20 protein-coding genes, 1 tRNA gene and 2 rRNA genes are annotated in these 22,794 nt (G+C 62.4%); 18 read left to right on the top strand and 5 right to left on the bottom strand.

The window, feature by feature from the left end; translation table 11 throughout:
* Window positions 1–75 precede the first annotated feature (75 nt).
* The 4 genes from ACZ89F_RS00135 to ACZ89F_RS00120 are packed head-to-tail and all read left to right on the top strand — an operon-like array spanning window position 76 to window position 3,939.
* A complete protein-coding gene (locus tag ACZ89F_RS00135) occupies window positions 76–612 on the top strand; it encodes a cupin domain-containing protein (RefSeq protein WP_476089867.1) in 537 nt (178 codons plus the stop codon).
* Between the two features lie 9 nt (window positions 613–621).
* Entirely contained in the window at window positions 622–1,398 is a 777-nt protein-coding gene (locus ACZ89F_RS00130; protein WP_476089866.1) for an aspartate dehydrogenase, read from the top strand.
* On the top strand, window positions 1,398–2,210 hold the full coding sequence (locus ACZ89F_RS00125; protein WP_476089865.1) for an alpha/beta fold hydrolase: 813 nt from the start codon (window positions 1,398–1,400) through the stop codon (window positions 2,208–2,210). Before ACZ89F_RS00130 ends, ACZ89F_RS00125 begins: the two co-directional genes overlap by 1 nt.
* Window positions 2,200–3,939 (top strand): cobalamin-dependent protein, encoded by a 1,740-nt coding sequence (locus tag ACZ89F_RS00120; protein ID WP_476089864.1) that lies wholly within the window; start codon window positions 2,200–2,202, stop codon window positions 3,937–3,939. Before ACZ89F_RS00125 ends, ACZ89F_RS00120 begins: the two co-directional genes overlap by 11 nt.
* 38 nt (window positions 3,940–3,977) lie before the next feature.
* Here ACZ89F_RS00120 and ACZ89F_RS00115 read toward each other — a convergent pair whose 3' ends face one another.
* A complete protein-coding gene (locus tag ACZ89F_RS00115) occupies window positions 3,978–4,724 on the bottom strand; it encodes an SDR family oxidoreductase (RefSeq protein WP_476089863.1) in 747 nt (248 codons plus the stop codon).
* Window positions 4,725–4,827: 103 nt separating this feature from the next.
* On the opposite strand from ACZ89F_RS00115, the gene ACZ89F_RS00110 reads away from it, so the two are divergent.
* From ACZ89F_RS00110 to ACZ89F_RS00080, 7 genes are all read left to right on the top strand, one after another.
* The gene (locus ACZ89F_RS00110) at window positions 4,828–5,799 is read left to right on the top strand and encodes a thiamine pyrophosphate-dependent dehydrogenase E1 component subunit alpha (RefSeq protein ID WP_476089862.1); all 972 of its coding nucleotides are present in this window, start codon (window positions 4,828–4,830) and stop codon (window positions 5,797–5,799) included.
* A 1-nt stretch (window position 5,800) separates the two neighbouring features.
* Window positions 5,801–6,775 carry an alpha-ketoacid dehydrogenase subunit beta gene (locus tag ACZ89F_RS00105; protein ID WP_476089861.1) on the top strand — a complete coding sequence of 325 codons (975 nt, stop codon included), beginning with the start codon at window positions 5,801–5,803 and terminating at the stop codon, window positions 6,773–6,775.
* 11 nt (window positions 6,776–6,786) lie between these two features.
* Window positions 6,787–8,082 (top strand): alpha/beta fold hydrolase, encoded by a 1,296-nt coding sequence (locus ACZ89F_RS00100; RefSeq protein WP_476089860.1) that lies wholly within the window; start codon window positions 6,787–6,789, stop codon window positions 8,080–8,082.
* 114 nt (window positions 8,083–8,196) lie between these two features.
* Window positions 8,197–8,520: an NIPSNAP family protein gene (locus tag ACZ89F_RS00095; RefSeq protein WP_476089859.1), complete on the top strand. Its 324-nt coding sequence runs from the start codon at window positions 8,197–8,199 to the stop codon at window positions 8,518–8,520.
* A 1-nt stretch (window position 8,521) separates the two neighbouring features.
* Complete coding sequence (locus ACZ89F_RS00090) at window positions 8,522–9,391, top strand: hypothetical protein (protein ID WP_476089858.1); 870 nt, start codon at window positions 8,522–8,524, stop codon at window positions 9,389–9,391.
* Complete coding sequence (locus tag ACZ89F_RS00085) at window positions 9,391–10,314, top strand: 3-hydroxyacyl-CoA dehydrogenase NAD-binding domain-containing protein (RefSeq protein WP_476089857.1); 924 nt, start codon at window positions 9,391–9,393, stop codon at window positions 10,312–10,314. The genes ACZ89F_RS00090 and ACZ89F_RS00085 overlap by 1 nt, the downstream gene beginning before the upstream one ends.
* A 23-nt stretch (window positions 10,315–10,337) precedes the next feature.
* On the top strand, window positions 10,338–11,087 hold the full coding sequence (locus tag ACZ89F_RS00080) for an SDR family oxidoreductase (RefSeq protein WP_476089856.1): 750 nt from the start codon (window positions 10,338–10,340) through the stop codon (window positions 11,085–11,087).
* Between the two features lie 31 nt (window positions 11,088–11,118).
* On the opposite strand, the gene ACZ89F_RS00075 is transcribed toward ACZ89F_RS00080, so the two are convergent.
* A complete protein-coding gene (locus ACZ89F_RS00075; protein ID WP_476089855.1) occupies window positions 11,119–11,871 on the bottom strand; it encodes a pyrroline-5-carboxylate reductase family protein in 753 nt (250 codons plus the stop codon).
* Window positions 11,872–11,981: 110 nt separating this feature from the next.
* Between ACZ89F_RS00075 and ACZ89F_RS00070 the strand changes: the two genes are divergently transcribed.
* The 7 genes from ACZ89F_RS00070 to ACZ89F_RS00040 all read left to right on the top strand — a co-directional run bounded on the left by ACZ89F_RS00070 (window position 11,982) and on the right by ACZ89F_RS00040 (window position 18,857).
* Window positions 11,982–12,755 (top strand): GntR family transcriptional regulator, encoded by a 774-nt coding sequence (locus tag ACZ89F_RS00070; RefSeq protein WP_164548788.1) that lies wholly within the window; start codon window positions 11,982–11,984, stop codon window positions 12,753–12,755.
* Window positions 12,756–12,953: 198 nt separating this feature from the next.
* Entirely contained in the window at window positions 12,954–14,009 is a 1,056-nt protein-coding gene (locus tag ACZ89F_RS00065) for a branched-chain amino acid ABC transporter substrate-binding protein (RefSeq protein WP_476089854.1), read from the top strand.
* Between the two features lie 120 nt (window positions 14,010–14,129).
* Entirely contained in the window at window positions 14,130–15,080 is a 951-nt protein-coding gene (locus ACZ89F_RS00060) for a branched-chain amino acid ABC transporter permease (RefSeq protein ID WP_476089853.1), read from the top strand.
* A complete protein-coding gene (locus ACZ89F_RS00055; protein WP_476089852.1) occupies window positions 15,080–16,075 on the top strand; it encodes a branched-chain amino acid ABC transporter permease in 996 nt (331 codons plus the stop codon). The genes ACZ89F_RS00060 and ACZ89F_RS00055 overlap by 1 nt, the downstream gene beginning before the upstream one ends.
* Complete coding sequence (locus tag ACZ89F_RS00050) at window positions 16,072–16,902, top strand: ABC transporter ATP-binding protein (protein ID WP_476089851.1); 831 nt, start codon at window positions 16,072–16,074, stop codon at window positions 16,900–16,902. The genes ACZ89F_RS00055 and ACZ89F_RS00050 overlap by 4 nt, the downstream gene beginning before the upstream one ends.
* Complete coding sequence (locus tag ACZ89F_RS00045) at window positions 16,826–17,575, top strand: ABC transporter ATP-binding protein (RefSeq protein ID WP_476089850.1); 750 nt, start codon at window positions 16,826–16,828, stop codon at window positions 17,573–17,575. The genes ACZ89F_RS00050 and ACZ89F_RS00045 overlap by 77 nt, the downstream gene beginning before the upstream one ends.
* Window positions 17,568–18,857, top strand: a complete 1,290-nt coding sequence (locus ACZ89F_RS00040) for an NAD(P)/FAD-dependent oxidoreductase (RefSeq protein WP_476089849.1) — start codon at window positions 17,568–17,570, stop codon at window positions 18,855–18,857. The genes ACZ89F_RS00045 and ACZ89F_RS00040 overlap by 8 nt, the downstream gene beginning before the upstream one ends.
* Window positions 18,858–19,098: 241 nt before the next feature.
* Here ACZ89F_RS00040 and ACZ89F_RS00035 read toward each other — a convergent pair.
* From ACZ89F_RS00035 to ACZ89F_RS00025, 3 genes are all read right to left on the bottom strand, one after another.
* Window positions 19,099–19,175: transfer RNA gene (locus ACZ89F_RS00035), tRNA-Met, on the bottom strand.
* Between the two features lie 181 nt (window positions 19,176–19,356).
* A 5S ribosomal RNA gene (rrf, locus tag ACZ89F_RS00030) occupies window positions 19,357–19,471 on the bottom strand.
* 154 nt (window positions 19,472–19,625) lie between these two features.
* Window positions 19,626–22,447, bottom strand: a 23S ribosomal RNA gene (locus ACZ89F_RS00025).
* Between the last annotated feature and the right edge of the window lie 347 nt (window positions 22,448–22,794).

Here is a 22,794-nt window from a genome sequence, read left to right as displayed (position 1 = left end):
TTTTTGCGCTGTACCCTCGCTTGGTCAGCAGCGTGCCCCGCACGACCTTCGCAGCTCCTTTCGAGAGGCAGAGCCATGGACGACACCCGCCTTCAACCCGCTCCGTCAGGCATCCATGTTTCCGGACCCGAAACGCGCGAAAGCTACTGGCAGCCGGTGCCGGCAAACGGCCATATCGACGTCGCGCTCGCGCCGCACATCGTCGGCATGGAGCACCCCTTCGCGCTGGGCACGCAATCGGTGGCGCCCGGCGGCTATGTGCGTGAACACACGCACGACCGCAACGAAGAGACGGTTTACGTCATCGAAGGCCGTGGCCGCGCCGTCATCGACGGCAAGGAATATCCGCTGGAACCGGACAGCGTGGTGTTCCTGCCGAAGAATGTCCGGCACATGTTCATCAACGATGGCGAGACACGCCTGCGCTGGATCTGGTTGATCGTGCCGAACGGGCTCGAGGACTTCTTTCGACTGATCGGCAAGCCGCGCAAGCCGGGCGACCGCGTGCCGTCCAATTTTCCGCGCCCGGAAAACGTCCTGGAGATCGAGCGCAAGACGGTGTTCGGAGCAGACCTCGCCGACAAGTTCGATCCTCTGAAACAGAACCCCTGAAGAAGCCGGATGGTCACGTTCGGTCTCATCGGCTTCGGCACGATCGCGCGCGAGATCGTCTCGGCTTTCCCAGTGGACTCGGTTCGCTGGGTAGTTCTGGTGCGTGAAGGCGCTCACCCCGCACTGCCGGCAAATGTTCGCACTGTCACGCAGCTTGACGCGCTGATCGACGCGCGGCCCAAGGCGGTGGTGGAGGCGGCAAGCCAGGAGGCAGTCGCCGCTTATGTGCCAGCACTTCTCGAAGCCGGCATCCCGACCATCATCGCTTCGATCGGTGCGTTCTCCGATCCGATACTTGCCGCCCGGTTGACCAATGCTTCGCGCAACGGCGGCGCGCGCTTGGTCCTGCCGTCAGGCGCGTTGGGCGGCCTCGACTATCTCAGGGCGATAGCGGCACTTCCCAATGCGCGGGTGCGCTACACTTCGCGCAAGCCGCCGGCAGCCTGGGAAGCCGAGCTCGCCGCCCTTGGCCTGTCGGCCGAGCACGATGCGGTATCCCTCTTCGAGGGCACGCCCGCGCAAGCGGCAAAACTCTATCCGAAAAACCTCAACGCCGCCTTCGCCGTGGCGCTCGCGGCAGGCATCGACAAGGTCACCGTAAGCGTGGTTGCCGATCCCAGGGCTACCGGCAACACGCATGAAATTGAGGTCGAGAGCACCGCCGGCACCGCTGCCTTCCGCCTCGTCAACGCCCCCTCGCCCGACAATCCGAAAACCTCGCGGCTCACCGCGCTCAGTCTCGTCACGGCCCTTGGTGAGTTGCTCGACAGGGAAGGGCCTCGCTGATGCCCTTCTTCACCGCCGCCGATGGCTGCCGCATCCACTGCGAGACATCAGGCACCGCTGGCCCGCGCCTCATCCTCATCCCGGGGCTCGGCGGTGACGGCAGGTTCTGGGCTGGCGTGGTGCGCCTGCTCGAGGCCGACCATCGCATCATCGTCGCCGACCATCGCGGCGCCGGCCGCAGCGATCGACCGGAAAGCCCCTATTCCATTCCCCTGATCGCCAGCGACATTGCCGGTCTGCTGGCACAGACGGGCGGCCCGGCGCACATTGTCGGGCACTCCACCGGTGGCGCCATCGCGCAAGTGCTGGCGCTTGATCATGCGGAACTCGGCCTGAGCTATACGATCAGCAGTTCGTGGGCGCGAGCCGACACCCGTTTCCGCACGCTTTTCAGCGCCCGCGCCGAACTGCTGGAGGCCGGCATGGCCGAGACCTACCAGCGCCTTGGCCATGTGCTCTGCCACGAACCGTCCTACCTCGAAACGCATGCCAGTCAGCTCGAAGCGGCCATCGCCGCCGCTCCCCGCACCTTGGCGCCGTTGACTGTGAGCGCCGCGCGCGTGCGCATGCTGCTCGACCACGATCGCCTTGCCGACCTGCCGCGTATCGACGCTCCGGTTCAGGTGATTGCCGCCACCGGCGATATCCTGACGCCACCCGCCCTTTCGGAAGCCATTGCCACCGCGATACCGCAGGCGACCTATGTAACCGTTCCCGGTGCGCATTTTCATCCCCTCGCCGACCCCGAGGGTTTTGCCGCCATCATTCGCCGTTTCATTGCCGGAGCCGACAGCAAACATCATGACCGCTGAAATCGCCCCCGCTCTCATCGATCCGCGCCTCAAGCCCGGCATCGATCTCCTCGCCGAAGGGCGCACCATGGCGCGCGACTGGCGCCTCGGCAGTTGCCGCTTCCTCGCTGAAACCGGAATGCCATCCGAGGCCGCATGGAAGCGCAAGGCGGCGGCCGATAAGCGCGTCATGCAGCACGCCCATATCGGCTTCAGAAGCGTCGACCGCACCGTGGCAGCGATCGGCGAGGTGCATAAGCAATGCCGCAAGGCAGGCGTAACGGTCGACCGTTTCGGCATCACCCTCGACTGGTCGATGGGTTATCCCCAGGCCATGCGTGCAAAGGCCGCGCGCGGCACCGGCATCGTGCTCACCGGCCCGGAGGATTTCGCACGCATCACCAATGCCGCGCCCGCTGCCGCTCATTTCGGCGACTTCATGCTCGGCCTGCCGGGCGCGGTGGAAAATACCCGCGCCGCGATCGCCGCCGGGGCGACGGCCATCGGCAATCTGGGACAGTATTTCACCTTCCGGCTGCCTTATTGGGACGATGATGTGGCGACCACCGAAGCGACCGTCACCGCGCTCGGCCTGATTGCCGCGCAGGATGCCGAAATCCTCGTCCATTCCAATCTCGACGACGGCTTCGCCGGGCTGTTCATCGACATGGCTTGCGCGCTCGGCATGGTGCTGGTCGAAAAGCACATCGTCGAGGATCTGATCGGCGCTCGGCTCGGCCATTGTTACGGACACCACTTCAGCGATCCGCTGTCGCGTGCTGCCTTCCATGCCGCGCTGGTGCGGGTCAGCGACACACCAGGCACCATGATCTTCGGCAACACCGTCTCCTACCAGTCGACCCCGGCAGGCAATTACGCAAGCCTGGCAAGCTATCTCCTGGCCGACATTCTCGCTGTGGGGCGATGGCCCTCCGGCCATGCGATCAATCCGGTGCCGGTGACCGAGAACCAGCGCATTCCCGATGTCGACGAGATCATCGACGCGCAGACCTTCGCGCACCGGCTCACGCTGCACGCACCCTTCTACGACCCCGTCTTCGACTGGGCCAAAGTGGAGGCGATGGCCGATGTGCTGGTCGAAGGCGGGCGCCGCTTTGCCGGTGCCGTCATGAAGGGGCTGGCCGAGCGGGGGGTGGATACTGAAGACCCGGCCGCGCTGATGTTCGCCATCCGCCGCATGGGGCCGAAACGCATGGAGGCGCTGTTCGGCCCGGGCGCGGACGGCATGCGCGGGCGCACGCCGCTGATCCATGCCGAATGGGCACGCGAGCTCAACCACAAGGCCGTCGCCTGGGTCGCAACGCAAAAGCCGCTGGAAAGCCCTAAACCCCTGACCGTCTGCATCGGCACCACCGACGTGCATGAGCATGGCAAATATCTCGTCGAACAGGCGCTCGAAGGTCTGGGCATCGTCATCGCCGATGCCGGTGTAGCCGTCGACCCGGAAACGCTCGTCGCCCGCGCCGCCGAAACCGGGGCCGATGCCATCGCTGTCAGCACCTACAACGGCGTGGCGCTGCGTTATGCACAGGCGGTGAAAACGGCGATGGCGGCACGCGGACTTGCCTTGCCGGTGCTCATCGGCGGACGATTGAACGAAGTGCCCAAGGAGTCCAATTCGGGCCTGCCGGTCGACGTGACCAAGGATATCGCGGACCTTGGCTGCCTGCCCTGCGCCGACCTCGACGAGATGCTGAGCGCCCTGCGTTCCATCCGGCCTGTTGCCTGAAGCGGCCGGCTTCGTTTTCCGCCACCGACAGGCGCGCCTCACCAGGCGGTCATGCCGCCGTCGATTGTCAGGATCGAGCCGGTGGCGAAAGAGGATTCGTCGCTGGCGAGCCACAGGATTGCATTTGCGATTTCAATCGGTTGCGCGACGCGATTCATCGGCGAACGCGCATTCAATGCCGCGACAAACCCCTGAGGATCGGGATGAGTTTCCAGCATGGCTTCGAAATAACTCGACCAGGTCACACCCGGTGCCACGGCGTTGACGCGGATCTTGTCTGCAACATGGTCAAGCGCCATGGCACGCGTCAGCGCCGCGACGCCGCCCTTGGAGGCGACATAGGCCGCCCGATCGGCAAGTCCGACATGGGCCACGTTGGAAGCGGTGTTCACGATCGCCCCGCCGCCGCCCGCGGCCATGACGGGAACGACATATTTGGAGCAGAGAAAGACGCCCTTGAGGTTCACGGCCATGAGCGCGTCCCAATCCGCCGCCGCAGTGGTGACGACCGAACCGCGTATGCCGTAGCCGGCATTGTTGACCAGGATGTCCACCCGGCCGAATGCCTCTTGCGCGCGGCGCACCATCGTCGCCACGGAGGCTTCGTCCGAGACGTCCGCCTCAGAGGCCAGCGCTCCGGTCCTGCCGGCCACCTCGCTGGCCCGCGCGCCGTCGCGGTCGACGGCCAGAACGCGCGCGCCCTCTTTCACAAACAGTTCCGTGACGGCGGCGCCGATACCGGCGCCGGCTCCGGTGACGATGACCGCTTTGCCCTTCAAACGCATGATCGATCCCCTTTTCAAAAACTTGTTTTGCCCTATTTTGCAGAAGCGCTTGCAAAGTGTCGACACTTTTGTATTTAATTTCGGCACGAACTCGGGGATACCAGTGAAAAACACTCCTTCCGTCGAACAACATCTGGAAATCTATCGCCGGATGCTGCTGGTGCGGCATCTGGAAGAGAGCCTTGGAGCCCTTCACAAGGAGGGACGCACGCGCGGTCCGATCCATCGCTGCGATGGCCAGGAGGCCGTCGGCGTCGCCGCGACCGCGGTGCTGGAGGCGGGCGACAAGGTCGCCACCACCCATCGTGGCCACGCGGTCTATATCGGCAAGGGCATGGCCGTGCATCCGGTGGTGGCCGAGATCTTCGGCCGGGCCACCGGTGCCTGCGGCGGGCGCGCCGGCCACATGCTGGTGGCCGATGCCGAAAAGGGCGTGATCGGCGGCAACGCCATAGTCGGCGCGGGCATTCCAGCCGCCACCGGCATGGCGCTGTCGATGCAGATCCTCGGCACCGGCAATGTCGCCATGTGCGTTTTCGGCGATGGCGCCGCCCAGACCGGCATCTGCCACGAGGCCATGAACATGGCTGGGCTGTGGAAGCTGCCGGTCGTCTTCGTGCTCGAACACAACCAGTTCGGCCTGACCGTTCCCACCGAGGTCCAGTCGCCGGTCGAAGACCTGTCGATCCGCGCCGCCGGCTATGCGATGCCGGCCGAGATCGTCGACGGCAACGACGCGGTGGCCGTCTACCGCGCCGTGTCGACCATGGTCGAGCGTGCCCGGCGCGGCGAGGGCCCCGGCATGGTCGAATGCAAGACCTACCGCATCGAAGGTTTTTCCACCTCCGACATGGGCGGCTACCAGAAGCCGGAGGACATTGCGGCCTGGAAGGCGCGCGATCCCCTGCTCGTCTCGCGCAAGGCGCTTTTGGGCGATGTCGGCGAGGCGAAACTCGCCGCGATCGAGGCCGCGGCCAAGGCCGAGGTAGACGAGGCATTCGTGGCCGCCCTCTCTGACCCGATGCCCGAATTCTCGCTCGACGAAGCCTGCAACCCCTACAGCGAGGCATACTGACATGGCCATGATGCGGTATGCCGAAGCGCTCAATGCGGCGCTGCGTGAAGAGATGCAGGCCGACCCCTCCGTCTTCGTCTTCGGCGAGGACATTGGCCGCTATGGCGGCGTCTTCAAGGTGACGAAAGGGCTGATGGAGGAATTCGGCGAAACGCGGGTGCGCGACACGCCGATCTCCGAACAGGCGCTGACTGCCATGGCCGTGACCGCCGCTATGACCGGCACGCGGCCGGTGCTGGAAATCATGTATGCGGATTTCGTGCCGCTGACGCTCGATGCGCTGGTCAACCAGGCCTCGATCTACAACTACATTTGGAACGGCCAGGTGAAGATGCCGTTCGTGCTGCGCACGCAGGGCGGCGGCGGCGCCGGTGCCGGCGCACAGCACTCCAAGTCGCTCGATTCCATGCTTGCCCACATACCCGGCATCAAGGTCGTTGCCCCTTCGACGCCCGCCGACGCCAAGGGCATGCTGAAGGCCGCGATCCGCGACGACCAGCCGGTCGTCTTCCTTGAGCACAAGCTGCTCTACAACACCCGCGGCGAGGTCCCGGAAGGCGATGTGATCGTGCCGCTCGGCAAGGCGGCAATCCTGCGCGAAGGCAGCGACATCTCGATATTCGCCACCTCCAAGATGGTGGTTGAGGCGCTGAAAGCCGCGGACCTTCTCGCGGCCGATGGTGTTTCGGCCGAAATCGTCGATCTCCGGTCGCTGCGCCCGCTCGATGTCAACGCCATCGTCGCTTCAATCGCGAAAACGCACCATGCCGTGGTGGTCAACGAGGGCTGGCGCTTCTGCGGCTACGCCGCCGAGCTTTCGGCAACGATCATGGACCATGCCTTCGATGAACTGGACGCGCCGGTCGCGCGCGTCACGCTGCCGGACATGCCGATCCCCTATTCCGAACCGCTGGAAACGGCGATGCTGCCAAGTGCCGAGAAGATCCGCACGGCCGCGCTGAAGACGCTGAAGTGACGGCGGCGGCGATGGCGACCCATCCGATCATCATCGACAGCGCCGGCGGCGAATATATGGAAGCCGTGCTGGTGATCGCCTGGGCGGTGAAATCGGGCGATCCGGTCAAGGCGGGCGATCTTCTCGTCACCGTCGAAACGGCCAAGGCCGCGACCGAAATCGAAGCCGACCGCGACGGCTGGCTGGCGGAAATTTTCTTCGTCGAGGGGCAGGAAGCGCCGGTGGGCGCTGTGCTCGGCACGATCGCCGACGAGAAGCCCGTTCCTGGTCACGCGGCTCCGGTCGCGCCGGCCACTGCGACGGCTGTAGAACCCAATCCGCGCGAGCCTGTGGCCAGCGAAGCGCCTTCCTCCATCCGACCGCCCGGCAGCCGTGCAATCGCAAGCCCGCTGGCCCGGCGGCTTGCCGCCGCGGCCGAGCTCGACCTTGCCACCATTTCGGGAAGCGGCCCGCACGGGCGCATCAAGAAGCGCGACATCGATGCCGCCCTTGCTGCCCGCTCGAACGAACATGACGGTGCAGTTCAGCGGACGACCGCAGTCCAGGCATCGCCTGTTGCCGCGCCGGCGCTGGCCCGACAGACGGTGCCGGTGGTCCTCATCCATGGCTTCGGGGCGGATAGCTCCGTGTGGCGGCAGGTCGTGCCCTTGCTCGGAACAGGGATCGAGACGATCAGCCTCGACCTGCCCGGCCATGGTGCGGAAGCGGCAAAGCCTGCAAGGAGCATCGAGGAGATCGCCTTCCTCCTCTCAGACCGGCTGGAGGAGATGGGCGTGGGCAATGCCCATCTCGTCGGCCATTCCCTGGGCGGCGCGGCGGCTCTCGCGCTCGCCCGGCTTGGCCATCTCGCGGTACGCTCCGTCACGCTCCTTGCCCCTGGCGGGCTTGGCCCCGAGATCAATGCAGGCTTCATTGCCGGACTTGCGCGCGCGACCACGGCGCAGGCCCTGGAGCGGTGGCTGACGGTGATGGTCGGCGACCCCTCGGCCTTGCCGGTCGGTTATGCGCAGGCCGCGCTCAGGCAGATGGAAAAGACCGGCAATCGCGACGCGCTCGCTGCGATGGCCGAAAGCCTCTTCCCGGACGGCACGCAGGGGTTCGACCTAACGGGTGCGCTCGCTGCACTCGACGTACCGACACGACTCATCTGGGGCAGGCTCGACCGTATCATCCCTACCACCCATGCGGCCCGCGCGCCGGGCTTCACTGCTGTCCATCTTCTCGATGGCATTGGCCATGTAGCGCAGATTGAGGCGCCGGCGCTCACAGCCCGGCTGATTTCCGAGACGGTGCGGAGCGCCGGCTGAGCCGGCAATCCGCTCAAGCCGCCTGGCTCCACGGATCAGCCGTGGGAGGCAGACAAGACCACAGGACGACGGCGTCAAGCACGCCGGAACAGGATGCCAGAAGGAGTGCCCAATATGATCTTCGACCATCGCACCTACACCGCCCGCCCCAACAAGCTGTCGCATTTCCTCAAGCTCTACGAGGACGTCGGCCTGCCGATGCAACAGCATTATCTGGGCGAGCCCTTCGGCTTCTTCCAGACACATATCGGCGACCTGTCGCGCACAGTGCATCTGTGGAAATATGAAAGCCTGGCCGATCGGGAAGAGCGTCGCGACCGCATGGAGGCCGATCCCGAATGGCAGGCCTATCGGCACAAGGTGATCGAGACCGATTATCTTCTCGAGATGCGCAACCAGATCCTCAAACCCGTCTCCTTCTTCAATCCCGGAAAGTAAGATGGACCTGATTTTCTCGGCTGAAGGGCGCAGCTGGCCGCTGCGCCTGACCGGCGATGCCGACCGCACACGCCGCGCGCTGCTTTCGGCCTTGCCCATGCGCCTGCAGCTCCACACGCCCAAGATCGCCGGCAGCCACATCTATTGGCATGCTCCCTTCGTCGAGGATATCGAGGGTGCTACGCATGTGCTTTCCGCAACCGCCGGCGCCTTCATCTACTGGCCGGTGCGGCAGTTCCTCGAAATCACCTTCGCGCCGCTCCAGGCGGAAAATGCCGAGATCACCGTTCTCGGCCATCTCGACGCGCCGGTGGAAGGCATTGCCGAGCTTGCCGCGACGCTGAAGCGGGATCAGGGCCGCCGTATTCTGGAAGGCACGCTTGTCCGGTCGGATGGCGGCGTGTCCGAGCCTTCGCCGCCATTGTCGCTGCCGCAGGATATCATCGCCGCGCGCAAGGCGCTGTGGGCGTCCTGTCCCGCCGACATCAGCCGGGTCACCGCGTCACGCGCCATCATGCACCCGGCAGGTCCCGTTTTCACCGCGGAGTCGGAAGCGCGGGTGCTGCACGAATTCCTGTGGTGGGTCCGCGCCGAGCGCGGCAGGAAGGACGAATTGGTGCTGCGCCAGGTGGCAGCAATCGCACTCGACAAGACCGCGACCCGCCTGCGCGACTTCTGCCACATGGAGGAAACGCCGGCCCTGCTTTTCCGGCTCAAGGCGGCGATGGACGATCGGCATCCTTTCGACATCCTGATCGACGAGGCAATCCTGGTTGCCGGACGAATCGGCGCCTGGCTCGATCTTCTCATCCCGTGGAACGACCTCAACGAGGCCTTCCGCGCAGCGCTTGACGGCAGGAAGGCCAGGTGATGCAAAAACTGACCATCGGCATTGTCGGTTTCGGCGTCATCGGGCAGCGCTGGACGGCTTGCTTTGCCCATGCCGGCCACGCGGTGCGCGTGTTCGATCCGACGGAGCGGCGCGAAGCGGCTTTCAATGAGGTGCTGCCTGCACTCATGGCCGACCTCGATGCATTGAAAGGATCCTCGCACGCGCTTGGCGCGATCCATCTTTTTCCGACGCTCGCCGAGACGCTGGAGGGCGTCGATTTCGTGCAGGAGAACGGTCCGGAAGACCTGGCCCTCAAGCGCCGGCTGCTGGCCGAAATCGAAGACCATGTCGCTGACGAGGTCGTCATCGCTTCCTCCTCCTCGGCCCTGCTGGTGTCCGACATGCAGGACGAGTGCCGCTTGCCCGGCCGCGTCGTGCTCGGTCATCCCTTCAATCCGGCGCATCTGATGCCGCTGGTCGAGATCGTCGGCGGCAAGGCGTCCGATCCGCAGGCAATCGTCCGGGCACACGCCATCTATGAGGCCATCGGCAAGAAACCGGTCACGCTCAACCGGGAAGTGACCGGCCATATCGCCTTGCGCCTGATGGGCGCCATGTGGCGCGAGGCGATCGCGCTGGTGCGCGACGGCGTCGCTTCGGTCGAGGACGTGGATCGTGCCTTCATGTATGGGCCGGGTGCGAAATGGACCCTGCAAGGTTCGTTCATTTCCAACAGCCTCAACGCCGATGGCATCGAGGACTTCCTGCGCAAATATGGCCCGACCTATCAGGCGATCTGGGACACGCTGCTCGACGCAAAGCTCGACAACGAGACCATCCGCGCGATCACGGCTTCGACAGGGGCCGCCGTGAACGGACGCAGCCAGGACGACCTGAAGGCCGAGCGTGAGGCAGGTTTGGTCGGCATTTTGAAAACGGTGGCTGAACACGGCGCGCTTTGACATCGCAGCTCAGGAGAACACCCATGAGTTACCGCACTGCCCTCGTTACCGGCGCCTCGAAAGGCATCGGCGCGGCAATCGTCGAGAGCCTGATCGCGGAAGGATTGACCGTCCATGCACTGGCGCGCAACCATGATGCGCTGCGGGTCCTGCAGGCGCGGCTCGGGCCACGCGTAAAACCGCTTATCGCCGATGTGCGCGACCACGAAGCGATCGCGGCTGCGCTCGGTGCGGCGGAAATCGATGTGCTGATCAACAACGCCGGCGGTCTGGCGACGGTGCGCCCGCTGCATGAGCAAAGCGCGGAGGAAACAGCCGAGGTGGTGGCGCTGAACCTCACCGCGCCCTTGCAGCTCATCCGTCTGTTGCTGCCGGGCATGATCGCGCGCAAGCGCGGCCACATCTTCAACCTGACCAGCACGGCGGCCAGGGCCGTCTTTCCCGGCACGACGACCTACGGTGCGGCCAAGGCCGGCCTTTCCCAAGCCGGCCGCATCCTGCGCTTCGATCTCGCCGGCACCGGCGTGCGGCTGACCGAGATCGCCCCCGGTCGCGTGGAAACGGATTTCTACCTGAAGGCCTTCGACGGCGACCGCGAGGGCCTGCGCAAGCGCATGTACTCGCAACAGCGGCCGCTCGGCCCGGGCGACATTGCCGCCGTGCTTGTTGCCGCGCTGCGGATGCCGGACCATGTCGACATCGCCGAACTGACTGTCGCGCCAAGCGAACAGGCACCCGGCGGCCATGTCTATCCGGCCGCACCCCAACGATGAGCGGACTGCGGGGTATCAGCAACGCCTCGCATCAGCCTGGGCTTGTCAATTTGTCGAGCACGGCCGTGCAAGCCTCCTCCCAGGCCGCCGGCACGCCGCGCGCCGAAAGCACCTGCAGCCCCCGCTCGGTGATGCCGCCCGGTGTCACCAGCTCTTCGAGCATCTGACCCATCGGCTGGTCTTTCTCATCAATCAGCCGCCCGGCAGCCACGAACGTCATCGCCGTCAGCCGGCGGCCAATTGCCGGGTCGAGACTTCGGGCACTCGACCATTCAGTCGTCCTGCGGATCAGATCCTGCACCCAGCCATAGATGGCGGCATTGACGGTGGCCACCTCGAAGTCCGTTTCGCTGACCAGAGCGATCGAGGGGCCGAGCCGGTCGAGAACCGCCCGAGCCTGCTCAAGGTCGGGGAAATAGATTGTCGGACTGGCACAGATTTCAGAAGCCGTGAACGGCATGGCACGCACAGCGCGCGCAGGCGCGACAGCGAACCGCGACAGCGGCACGCCGGCGCAAACCGAGATCACCATCTGGTCCTTGCGCCACGGCAGGCCGGCGACCGCGTCCGGCGCATGGGCGGGCCGTACGGCGACAATGACGACATCGGACCGTTCGACGAGATCGCGATTGTCGATCGCCAGCCGAAAACCGTAGAGGGCGGAAAGCGCAGCCGCCTTTCCGCGCGGCGACAGCACGATTGCCGTGGGATCGAGCCCGGAACGCAGGAACCCGGCCAGCATGGACGTCGCCAGATGCCCGACACCAAGAATGCCTACAATCATTGTTGTCCCCCGGATTTGAACCTGCTGCTTGCCATTCACACGAAGTTGGGAAAGAAAGGCGCTCTACAAAGTGTAGACACAACCTGCATACAAATCAGATGAGAATCGTCGTGACCGAACGAGCCGAGACCAGCGCCGATAGCGATCCGTCCCTTGCCGCCGAGGCCGAAACGCGCCGCGCTGCCGACAGCAGCGAACGCGCCTACAACACCATCCGCAAGCTTCTGGTCGAGTTCAAGCTGAAGCCCGGGGAACGCATCAATGAGGTCCAGCTTTCGCGCAGCCTCGGCGTTTCGCGCACACCGATCCGCGAGGCGCTGAACCGGCTCGCCTCCGAGGGTTTCGTTTCGCTCACGCCCAATCGCGGCTTTTTCGTCAGAAGCCTCAGCACCGAGGGCCTGCTCGACCTCTACGAGTTCCGCTCGATCATCGAATGCGCTGCTTTCAAGCTGATGTGCGAACGCGCCGACGACAGTGAAATCGACCGGCTGCGGAGCTACTGGGAAGCGATCGTCGACGCCTACCCGGACCAGCCGCCGGATGTCATCCTGGCCGAGGACGAAGGCTTCCATCTGCTCATTGCCGAACTGTCGGGAAATCCGGAACTTGTCGGCCAACTCAGCTCCATCAATGCGCGCATCCGCTTCATCCGCCGCATCCAGATCGAACATCCCTCGCATGACAAGGCGCAGATCACCTCTCATTCGGCCATCGTCGATGCCGCCGTCAGGCGGGATGCCGAAAACGGCATGAAACTGCTGCGAGAACATATCGAAATGACCGTCTCCGCCACGCAACAGGCGCTCAAGGACGCCCTGCTCAAGGTGTTCGCGCCCGGTAACGGCGCCGATCTGAAGCGCCGGCGAAGGGCGCGCGACGCATAATCGATATCTGAGCACAAAATTGAACGCAATAGTGTCGACACTTTCTTGACGACAGTCTCTTTGTCTGCTTCGATGGGTTCCAAGGGAGAGAAGACCGGAACGGCCGCTCCTGCTGTTGACCAGTAGCCAAGGGGAACCATCATGAGAAAATTTATCGCCACACTCCTTCTCGGAGCATCGCTATTCGCGGGCCCAGCCATGGCCGAGCAGATCACGATTGGTCTATCCGCTCCGCTCTCCGGCCCGCAGGCCTATTTCGGCACCACATGGCATAATGGCTTCAAGCTCTATGTCGACAAGCTGAACGCCGATGGCGGGGTCAATGGTGTGACCGTCGCCTATGAACAGGAAGACGACAAGGCAGATCCGCGCGAGGGAACGCTCGTGGCGCAGAAGTTCTGCGACAATGACCAGGTCGTCCTCGGCCTCGTCAACTTCAATTCCGGCGTCGCCCAGTCCACCTTGCCGATCTATGAGGATTGCTCGCTGCCGACGATGACCTTCGGCTCCAACCCATCGCTGACCAAGCAGGGCTACAAGCTCATGGTGCGCCCGGTCGCGAACGATCTGGCGGGCGCGCTGCTGCCGGCTGAATATGCGCTTGGCAAGCTTGGCGCCAAGACGGCGCTGGTCGTCAACGACAAGCAGGTTTTCGGCCAGGGAATCTCCGAAATCTTCGCCAAGAACTTCGAGAATGGCGGCGGCAAGGTCATCGACACGATTTCGGTCGCGCCAAGCGATGTGGACTTCGCCGCCGTGCTGGCGCAGATCAAGCCGAAGAAACCCGACGTCATCTATCTCGGTGCCGTCATGCCGCAGCTGGCGCTCTTTGCAAAGCAGATGCATGAGCAAGGCATCACCGCCACCCTGATCGTCCCGGACGGCGGCTATACGCCGGACCTGATCAAGCAGGCCGGCGAGCCCAACGTTCAGGGCACGCTCGTCGCCATCCAGGTGCCACCGATGGATGCCTCGCCCGAGATCGCCGAGTTCGCCAAACTCTACAAGGCCAAGTACGGCGAGGAGGCAGGTCCCTACTCGATCTATGGCTATGTACAGGGCCAGATCCTCGAACAGGTGCTGAAGACGACCAAGGGCCTGACGCGCGAGGACATCAATGCGGCGCTGCACGCGGTCAAGGTCAAGACCGCCGTGGGTGAACTGGAATTCGACGAAACGGGCGAACTTAAAGTTGCCCCATCGTACCTCTACAAGGTCGAGGGGTCGAAGTTCCAGCTTGTCGGCTCGAAATAGCAGCCGGGCGCCGGAGCCGCCTGCCTTTTTAAAGGCGGCTCCTCTTGCCTGTCGACGGCCGCGCCTGACAAAAGTGCGACGGACCGTCGATCGGGAACCCATTGCACAGGACACCGGCCCATGCTGGGAAACCTCATTCAACAGACGGTCAACGCGTTGACCATCGGCTCGATCTACGCGCTGATCGCGCTCGGCTACACGATGGTCTATGGCGTGCTGCGCATGATCAATTTCGCTCATGGCGAGATGTTCATGCTCGGTGCCTATGTCGCCTTTCTGGTCCTCAGCATGCTCGTCGGCGATGTCGGCATGGCGGGCGCGATTGCGCTTACCGTGGCCTTTGTCGTCGCTGTCTTCCTGGTGGGCTTCATCGGCGTCGGCATCGAGCGCGTTGCCTACAAACCATTGCGAAATTCCACCCGGCTGGCGCCGATGCTGTCCTCGCTTGGCGTTTCGCTCTCGCTGGTCACCGGCATGCAGATTCTTGCCGGCCCGCAGCCGGTCGCCTTTCCGAGCTTCTTCCCCGTCATCCGCTATGAAGTGATGGGTGGCACCATCACCTCCATGCAGATCGGCATCCTCGTCGCCGCCTTCGTGTTGATGCTCAGTCTGCATTTCCTCGTCAACCGCAGCCGTATCGGCATCATCGTGCGTGCCGTTTCGGAAAGCCGCCCCACCGCACAGCTTCTGGGCATCAACGTCAACGGCGCGATCTCGATGGTGTTCTTCGTCGGTCCGTTGCTCGGCGCGGCCGGCGGCATCCTCTATGCCAGCTATTACGGCATCATGTCGCCGACGATGGGCGCCGTCATTGGCCTGAAGGCCTTCACCGCCGCGATCCTCGGCGGCATCGGTTCCATTCCCGGCGCCATGCTTGGCGCCTTCATCCTCGCCTTCGTCGAAGTTGGTGGAACCGCGCTGCTGCCCGTCATCACCCATGGCGTGCTGGGCACCGAATATCGCGATGTGCTCACCTTCGCGATCCTCATACTCGTGCTTCTCGTTCGCCCCGCCGGCATATTGGGCGAGGCCGTGTCCGAGGAAAGCATCGTGTACAAGAGGGAGTTCTGATGTCCGTCGCCGAGAGCCTCGCGGCTGCCAGGCCGCGTTCAAGCCGGGCGGTCGCGTTCCTTGTCTTTGCCATCGCAATCGCGCTGATCGCGGCGACGCCCTTCCTGCCCAACTACTACATCCGCGTCATCGACAGCCTGCTGATCTACATCCTGCTCGGCATCGGCCTGAACATCGTGATCGGCTATACCGGCCTGCTCGATCTCGGCTTCGTCGCCTTCTACGCGGTCGGTGCCTACAGCTACGCGCTGCTCGCCAGTCCCCAGCTCGACCTGCATTTGCCCTTCCTGCTCATTCTGGTCGTCGCCGCCTGCCTTGGCGCGATCACGGGCATATTGCTCGGCATCCCGGTGTTGAGACTGCGCGGTGACTATCTTGCCATCGTCACGCTCGGCTTCGGCGAGATCGTGCGCATCATCATCAATAATGTCGACTGGCTTACCGGTGGGCCGAAAGGCATAGCCCGCCTCGACAAGGCTTCGATCCTCGGCATCCAGATCGCCCGGCCCGTCGATTTCTTCTGGCTTCTGCTCGTCGTCGTGCTGCTGGCCGGGCTTGTCGCCTGGCGACTGGAGCGGTCCATCCTCGGCAAGGCCTGGGCAGCGATCCGCGAAGACCAGGACGCCGCGCGCGGCATCGGCATCAACACGACCAACGCCAAGCTTGCCGCCTTCGCCACTTCCGCGACAATCGGTTCGATCGCGGGCGCGATCTTCGCCGCCTCGCAGCGCTTCGTCAGCCCCGAGAGTTTCACGCTTCAGGAATCCGTGCTGATCGTGCTGATGATCGTGATCGGCGGCATCGGCAACATTCTCGGCATCGTCGCCGGTGCGGCAATCCTGATCCTGCTGCCGGAAGTGCTGCGCGAATTCGCCGAATGGCGCATCCTCTTCCTCGGCCTGTTGATGATCTTCCTGATCATCGTGCGCCCGGCCGGCATCGTTCCGCGCAGCTTCGGGCCAGACAAGCTCATCCGGAGGCTGTTCGGCAAATGACCCTGGTCTTCGACAAATTGCGAAAGGAATATGGCCAAGTCGTCGCCATCGATGACGTGACCGCCTCCTTCGCCCCCGGGCTGATCCACGGCGTGATCGGACCCAACGGCGCCGGCAAGTCAACGCTCATCAACATGACCGCCGGCTCCTACACCGTCTCCTCGGGATCGATAGCGCTCGACGGAAAACGCCTCGACAAGCTCAAGAAATATCAGATCGCCAATTCGGGAGTCGCCCGCACCTATCAGAACATCCGTCTCTTCGACCAGATGACCGCGCTCGAAAACCTCGAGGTCTGCTTCTATCCGAGCGACGTCGGCGGCACCTGGAAAGAAGTCGTGTGGCCGCCCTATGCCTCGGCCCGCCGCGACCACCGACGCGAAAAATGCATGGAGATCCTGCGTTTCTTCGATCTGCAGGGCCATGCCGATGCGGAGGCCGGCAGCCTGCCCTATGGCCGGCAGCGCATGCTGGAGATCGCCCGCGCGCTGGTCTGCAATCCACGCCTGCTGCTGCTTGACGAACCTGCCGCCGGGCTGAACCATCATGAAACGGCGGATCTGACCGCGAAGCTCGCCGCCCAGCGCTCGCCCGACCGGATCACGATCATCGTCGAGCACGACATGGATCTGGTGATGGCGCTCTGCGACAACATCATTGTCATGCATCACGGAAAGCTGCTTTTTCAGGGAACACCCGCCGAGGTGCAGGCCAGCACCGACGTCCAACTCGCCTATCTGGGAACCGCCAATGACATCGACGACATCCGAGCCGCTGCTCAGGATCGCCGGGCTCAGCTCGGGATACGGACGCGTCGGCGTTCTTGAAGACATAAACGTCGACGTCGATCCGCACGAGATCGTCGTTGTTCTCGGCCCCAACGGCGCCGGCAAGACGACACTGCTCAACTCCATCTCCGGCGTTGCGCGTCCGACCGCCGGCAGCATCACCTTCGAAGGGCGCGACATCACCGGCCTGCGGCCGGAGCAGGTCGTGCGCCTGGGCATCACCCATTGCCCGGAAGGCCGCCAGATCTTCCAGCGCCTGACAGTAGAAGAAAACCTGGTCGCCGCCCATGTCGGTCGCGGCGGCAAGAGTTTTGAGGCGCTGCGCGCCGAGGCCTTCGATCTCTTTCCGGTGCTGAAGGAGCGGCGCAACAGTATGGCGAGCCGGATGTCCGGCGGCCAGCAACAGATGCTTGCGATTGGTCGGGCGCTGATGGCCGAGCCGAAACTTCTGATGCTCGACGAACCGTCGCTCGGCCTTGCCCCGAAGATCGTTCATCAGATTTTCCGCATCATCCTTGACCTGTCGCGCAACGGCATCTCCATCCTGCTCGTCGAGCAGAACGTCCAGCTCGCGCTCGAATGCGGCGACTACGCCTATCTGCTGAACACCGGCAAGGTGAAGCTTCACGCCCCCGCACAGGAAATGGCCGAGCATTCCGCCTTGAGCGAGCACTATCTCGGCGGCGCCACCGTGGAAGTCCTTCATGTTTGAGGTCGACTGGAAGAAGCCGCATCTCTGGCGCAAGACTGCGGATCTGCGCCAGACGGCCCCGGCGCTGCAGGGCGACTTGAAGACGGATGTGCTGGTCGTCGGTGGCGGCTTCACCGGCATGGCGGCTGCACTCGGCGCGCGCGACAGCGGCGTCGATGTCATCATGCTCGAAGGCAACGAGATCGGTTCGGCGGCTTCCGGCCGCAACAACGGCCTCGTCATCTCCCACCATTCCAAGGCATCGCCTTCGGAATTCGAAGCGGCATACGGAAAGACCGTCGGCACCCGCTACAACCGTATGGTCGCTGATGCGGCCGGTGTGGCCTTCGGCCTGATGCAGCGCTTCAACATCGATGCGCACCAGGTGCAGGAGGGCTGGATTCAGCCCGCGCACACCGAGGCGACGCTTGCCCGGACCCGCCAGTTCTACGAGGAGTGGAAAGCCTTCGGCGCCAATGTCTCCAGCCTGGACCGCGACGAAGCCACCGCGCGCATCGGCAGTCCGTATCTCGGCGGTTGGATGGTGCACAATTCAGGCCATATCAACCCGTTTGCCATGACCATCGGCCTTGCCGCGGCGCTGGAACGCGAAGGCGTGACCGCCCACGAAAACTCCAAGGCAACGCGCATCGAGAAGGTGGAAGGAGGCTGGCGCGTCTTCACCGCATCGGGAAGCGTCACCGCGCCGGAGGTGGTGCTGGCGACCAATGCGTTGACCGGTGACGTCTGGCCGGGGCTCAAGAAGACGCTGGTGCCGTTAAAAGTGTTCCAGGCGGCGACCAATCCTCTGCCGCAGGAGGTGCGCGCAAAAATCCTTGTCGGCAATCCAGCCGTGTCCGATATGCGCAACGACATCCGTTACTTCCACTATGACCGCGACAATCGGCTGGTGAGCGGCGGGACGCATACGTTCTGGTTCGGCGAGGCCGATCGCGGCCGCGCCAAGGTCTCGCGCATGCTGGGCAAGGCCTTTCCCGCCTTTGGCGGCGAACCGGAGATGGTGGAGTACTGGCACGGAACGTTCGCCGTGGTGCCCGACCGCAGGCCACGCCTTTATCGCCTGGCGCCCGGTCTCGTGTTTGGCGGCGTCTATTCCGGTCGTGGCGTGGCACTCTCGATGTCGCTCGGCCAGGAAATCGGCCGCTGGGCGGCAGGGCGGCGCACGGATGAGCAGATGTCGCTTCCGGTCACCAATATGAAGCCGGTCCCGTTCCATCCGATCGCAGTGCAGGTCGCCAACCGCATGCACGCCTGGAACCGCCTCCAGGACAAAGGCTCCTAAAGCCTCCAAGATTGATCAACGATGGCGTCCCTCCGGCGTGTTCCGAGAAGCCAGTGCCTCCAAACGCAAACGGCCCGCAGAGCGGCCGTTTGCTTACAGAAGTCTGGTTGGGGGGACAGGATTTGGTTTTTGTCCCGCAGCGTCGGCTTGGCCTGCTTGCGGGCCGCTGAGCCAGGGCAGATCGATGGCCACCACAGCCGAATATCAAAACGGCCCGCACGCGGCGGGCCGTTTTGATATTTGGTTGCGGGGACAGGATTTGAACCTGTGACCTTCAGGTTATGAGCCTGACGAGCTACCGGGCTGCTCCACCCCGCGTCACCTCTAGGCAAGCGTTTGCTTGCGTTCCTAGGCAAGCACTTGCTTGCTTTATTGGACGTAAGCCGAGGCCTACAAATAGGTAGATGGCTTACCAACTGAAAGGGCCGCTTTCGCGGCCCGTGGTTTCCCGATTGGCGGGCCTTTTCGTAGAGAGAAGATTTCAACGTGCGTTTAGCAGACCTGGCAGCGACCTACTCTCCCGCGTCTTGAGACGAAGTACCATCAGCGCTGGAGCGTTTCACGGCCGAGTTCGGAATGGGATCGGGTGCAGCCGCTCCGCCATAACCACCAGGTCGGCAAAACGCACGTTGTTCGAGAAGCTTTTTGAGCGAATAGCAATGAGAGAGTAGCGAATAGGGAGATCCCCATCCTGATGCTCTCTCGGAGCTTATCGCTGGTCTTTGTTGTGCCATCCACCGTGTTTCACGATGGGCACAAGGAATGAGAACGATCAAGCCGATCGAACTATTAGTACCGGTAAGCTTCAAGCGTTGCCGCTCTTCCACACCCGGCCTATCAACGTGGTCGTCTTCCACGGTTCTCAGGGAATACTCGTTTTAAGGTGGGTTTCCCGCTTAGATGCCTTCAGCGGTTATCCCGTCCGGATATAGCTACCCTGCTATGCGGCTGGCGCCACAACAGGTCCACCAGAGATCCGTCCATCCCGGTCCTCTCGTACTAGGGACAGATCCTTTCAATATTCCTACACCCACGGCAGATAGGGACCGAACTGTCTCACGACGTTCTGAACCCAACTCACGTACCGCTTTAAATGGCGAACAGCCATACCCTTGGGACCTGCTCCAGCCCCAGGATGCGATGAGTCGACATCGAGGTGCCAAACAACCCCGTCGATATGGACTCTTGGGGGTCATCAGCCTGTTATCCCCGGCGTACCTTTTATCCGTTGAGCGATGGCCCTTCCACGCGGGACCACCGGATCACTATGACCGACTTTCGTCTCTGCTCGACTTGTCAGTCTCGCAGTCAGGCAGGCTTATGCCATTGCACTCAGCGAACGATTTCCGACCGTTCTGAGCCCACCATCGCGCGCCTCCGTTACTCTTTAGGAGGCGACCGCCCCAGTCAAACTACCCACCATACATTGTCCCGGACCCGGATAACGGGCCGCGGTTAGACATCCATAGTAATAAGGGTGGTATTTCAAGGGTGGCTCCACCTGAGCTGGCGCCCAGGTTTCAAAGCCTACCACCTATCCTACACATGCCACTACGAATGCCAATGTAAAGCTATAGTAAAGGTGCACGGGGTCTTTCCGTCTAACCGCAGGAACCCCGCATCTTCACGGGGAATTCAATTTCACTGAGTCTATGCTGGAGACAGCGGGGAAGTCGTTACGCCATTCGTGCAGGTCGGAACTTACCCGACAAGGAATTTCGCTACCTTAGGACCGTTATAGTTACGGCCGCCGTTTACTGGGGCTTCGATTCAGAGCTTGCACCCCTCCTCTTAACCTTCCAGCACCGGGCAGGCGTCAGACCCTATACGTCGTCTTGCGACTTCGCAGAGCCCTGTGTTTTTGATAAACAGTCGCTACCCCCTGGTCTGTGCCACCCTCCTCCACTTGCGTAGAAAAGGGTCACGCTTCTTCCGAAGTTACGCGTGCAATTTGCCGAGTTCCTTCAGCATAGTTCTCTCAAGCGCCTTGGTATACTCTACCAGACCACCAGTGTCGGTTTCGGGTACGGTTTATAAGGAGGAGCTATTTCCTGGAACCACGCAGCAGCCCGTTCAATCCGATAAGATTGGACTACCTCAATGATCCGTCACTACCTCCAAGCCCACGAATATTAACGTGGTTCCCATCGACTACGCGTTTCCGCCTCGTCTTAGGGGCCGGCTAACCCTGCTCAGATTAGCTTTAAGCAGGAACCCTTGGTCTTTCGGCGGGGGAGTCTCTCACTCCCCTTACGTTACTCATGTCAGCATTCGCACTTCTGATACCTCCACCACCCCTCACGGGTATGGCTTCATCAGCTTACAGAACGCTCCGCTACCGCTTGGCCCTTGCGGACCAAACCCTAAGCTTCGGTGTATGGCTTTAGCCCCGTTACATTTTCGGCGCAAAGACCCTTATTTAGACCAGTGAGCTGTTACGCTTTCTTTAAATGATGGCTGCTTCTAAGCCAACATCCTGGTTGTTTTGGGATCCTCACATCCTTTCCCACTTAGCCATAACTTGGGGACCTTAGCTGTAGGTCAGGGTTGTTTCCCTTTTCACGACGGACGTTAGCACCCGCCGTGTGTCTGCCGACTAGTACTCCCAGGTATTCGGAGTTTGGTTAGGTTTGGTAATCCGGTGAGGACCCCTAGCCCATCCAGTGCTCTACCCCCTGGGGTATTCGGTCGACGCTCTACCTAAATAGATTTCGCGGAGAACCAGCTATTTCCGAGTTTGATTGGCCTTTCACCCCTAGCCACAAGTCATCCCGAACTATTGCAACAGTTATGGGTTCGGTCCTCCAGTAAGTGTTACCTTACCTTCAACCTGCTCATGGCTAGATCACTCGGTTTCGGGTCTAATGCGACGAACTGAACGCCCTATTCAGACTCGCTTTCGCTGCGCCTACACCTAGCGGTTTAAGCTTGCTCGTCACACTAAGTCGCTGACCCATTATACAAAAGGTACGTGGTCACCCAGGACGAACCTTGGGCTTCCACTGTTTGTAGGCAATCGGTTTCAGGTACTCTTTCACTCCCCTTGTCGGGGTGCTTTTCACCTTTCCCTCACGGTACTAGTTCGCTATCGGTCATGCACGAGTACTTAGGCTTGGAGGGTGGTCCCCCCAATTTCAGACAGGATTTCACGTGTCCCGCCTTACTCGAGGACGATTGATTGCATTACGCGTACGGGGCTGTCACCCACTATGGCCCTACTTTCCAGAAGGTTCCGCTTGTCTCTCAATCGCCACTGGCCTGGTCCGGGTTCGCTCGCCACTACTTCCGGAGTCTCGGTTGATGTCCTTTCCTACGGGTACTTAGATGTTTCAGTTCCCCGCGTTCGCCACTTTACCCCTATGTATTCAGGGTAAGTTACCTATTATCGATACTTGGAAACCACAGCAGCAAGTCAGCCTTGCGACCTTCTGGCTGCTCTGATTTTCCAAGTACCTTAGGTGGGTTTCCCCATTCGGAAATCTACGGATCAAAGGGTATTCGCACCTCCCCGTAGCTTATCGCAGCGTATCACGTCCTTCATCGCCTGTGCATGCCAAGGCATCCACCAATTGCCCTTAAGACACTTGATCGTTCTCATTGCCAATGCCCACCCGCGCAATCCGAAGGATTGTCGCTTCAGCCTCTCCCTTGCGGGGTTGGCGTCCGCGCAATTCCGAAGGAATTGTCGCCTGAAGCAGATCCTGTGCGGGATCAAACTTCGATGTCATTGACACAAAAAGACCAGCTTCTCGAGATCGGTTCGAGGGTGCGGTTAGGCAAGCCCATCATATGCGGGAGATTGAGCGTCTCCCGCGACAAATCACAAACCTTTCGGCTCATGAAGTTCGAACAAATCTTCTCTTTACAATGTCAAACAGAACAAGCGGCAAGCTAGATGCTCACCACAAACCTTTTTACGAATGACCTTTCTCTTCAT

This window comes from Mesorhizobium sp. USDA 3734 (genome assembly GCF_056279665.1).
The sequence above is the reverse complement of the archived record's forward strand: the minus strand, read 5'-3'. Positions and strand labels throughout refer to the sequence as shown.

Coding starts and splice junctions, on each gene's coding strand:
- ACZ89F_RS00135 (WP_476089867.1), top strand. CDS start 76: ATGGACGACACCCGCCTTCAACCCGCTCCGTCAGGCATCCATGTTTCC.
- ACZ89F_RS00130 (WP_476089866.1), top strand. CDS start 622: ATGGTCACGTTCGGTCTCATCGGCTTCGGCACGATCGCGCGCGAGATC.
- ACZ89F_RS00125 (WP_476089865.1), top strand. CDS start 1,398: ATGCCCTTCTTCACCGCCGCCGATGGCTGCCGCATCCACTGCGAGACA.
- ACZ89F_RS00120 (WP_476089864.1), top strand. CDS start 2,200: ATGACCGCTGAAATCGCCCCCGCTCTCATCGATCCGCGCCTCAAGCCC.
- ACZ89F_RS00115 (WP_476089863.1), bottom strand. CDS start 4,724: ATGCGTTTGAAGGGCAAAGCGGTCATCGTCACCGGAGCCGGCGCCGGT.
- ACZ89F_RS00105 (WP_476089861.1), top strand. CDS start 5,801: ATGGCCATGATGCGGTATGCCGAAGCGCTCAATGCGGCGCTGCGTGAA.
- ACZ89F_RS00100 (WP_476089860.1), top strand. CDS start 6,787: ATGGCGACCCATCCGATCATCATCGACAGCGCCGGCGGCGAATATATG.
- ACZ89F_RS00095 (WP_476089859.1), top strand. CDS start 8,197: ATGATCTTCGACCATCGCACCTACACCGCCCGCCCCAACAAGCTGTCG.
- ACZ89F_RS00090 (WP_476089858.1), top strand. CDS start 8,522: ATGGACCTGATTTTCTCGGCTGAAGGGCGCAGCTGGCCGCTGCGCCTG.
- ACZ89F_RS00085 (WP_476089857.1), top strand. CDS start 9,391: ATGCAAAAACTGACCATCGGCATTGTCGGTTTCGGCGTCATCGGGCAG.
- ACZ89F_RS00080 (WP_476089856.1), top strand. CDS start 10,338: ATGAGTTACCGCACTGCCCTCGTTACCGGCGCCTCGAAAGGCATCGGC.
- ACZ89F_RS00075 (WP_476089855.1), bottom strand. CDS start 11,871: ATGATTGTAGGCATTCTTGGTGTCGGGCATCTGGCGACGTCCATGCTG.
- ACZ89F_RS00065 (WP_476089854.1), top strand. CDS start 12,954: ATGGCCGAGCAGATCACGATTGGTCTATCCGCTCCGCTCTCCGGCCCG.
- ACZ89F_RS00060 (WP_476089853.1), top strand. CDS start 14,130: ATGCTGGGAAACCTCATTCAACAGACGGTCAACGCGTTGACCATCGGC.
- ACZ89F_RS00055 (WP_476089852.1), top strand. CDS start 15,080: ATGTCCGTCGCCGAGAGCCTCGCGGCTGCCAGGCCGCGTTCAAGCCGG.
- ACZ89F_RS00050 (WP_476089851.1), top strand. CDS start 16,072: ATGACCCTGGTCTTCGACAAATTGCGAAAGGAATATGGCCAAGTCGTC.
- ACZ89F_RS00045 (WP_476089850.1), top strand. CDS start 16,826: ATGACATCGACGACATCCGAGCCGCTGCTCAGGATCGCCGGGCTCAGC.
- ACZ89F_RS00040 (WP_476089849.1), top strand. CDS start 17,568: ATGTTTGAGGTCGACTGGAAGAAGCCGCATCTCTGGCGCAAGACTGCG.